The organism is Pseudoalteromonas sp. SR45-6, from assembly GCF_014163545.1.
GTDB lineage: Bacteria > Pseudomonadota > Gammaproteobacteria > Enterobacterales > Alteromonadaceae > Pseudoalteromonas > Pseudoalteromonas rhizosphaerae.
Map to the genome: position 1 here is coordinate 1 of NZ_JACJDM010000175.1, position 569 is coordinate 569.

Consider the following 569-nt stretch of genomic DNA (forward strand, 5'->3'; position numbering starts at 1 on the left):
ATGGCCAACTACAAGCCAGACTTATCCTGCCAAAATAAATTCATTCCAATCAATTTTGCTGAGCAAATATTGCCAGGTACATTTGAGTATGCGCTTTGTTATATTGTCGAAAATAAACTCGATTTATCGGGCTTTGATGCGTGGTATCACAATGATAAAACGGGTGCTGCTGCGTATCCTCCTTCAGTGATGCTAAAGATTATTTTACTTGGTTACGCACATGGTTTGGTTAGTAGCCGCCGTATTGCTAAGGCGTGTGAGACGAATATTTTGTTCATGAGTGTGTCGGGTGATATTCAACCTCATTACACATCTGTAGCGGGATTCGTGGCCAAAATGCACGAATAGATTGAACCGCTGTTTACGCAAGTACTGATGATCTGCGATGAAGAAGGCTTGATAGGTCGCAACATGTTTGCCATTGATGGATGCAAATTGAAATCTAATGCGAGTAAAGAATGGAGCGGCACATTCGATGAGCTAGGGCGTAAAAAAGCAAAACTAGAACGCGCGAGTAAACGTATTATCGAACGTCACCAATCACAAGATAGCCTGAGCGAAGAGTTGAT

1 protein-coding gene and 1 pseudogene are annotated in these 569 nt (G+C 42.2%); both read left to right on the forward strand.

Annotation, left to right across the window (positions count from 1 at the left end; translation table 11 throughout):
* On the forward strand, positions 1-348 hold a 348-nt coding region (locus tag H5158_RS23590; protein ID WP_259398902.1), incomplete at its 5' end, for a transposase.
* A 27-nt stretch (positions 349-375) separates the two neighbouring features.
* Positions 376-569 (forward strand): annotated as a pseudogene (locus tag H5158_RS23595) (transposase); the annotation flags it as partial.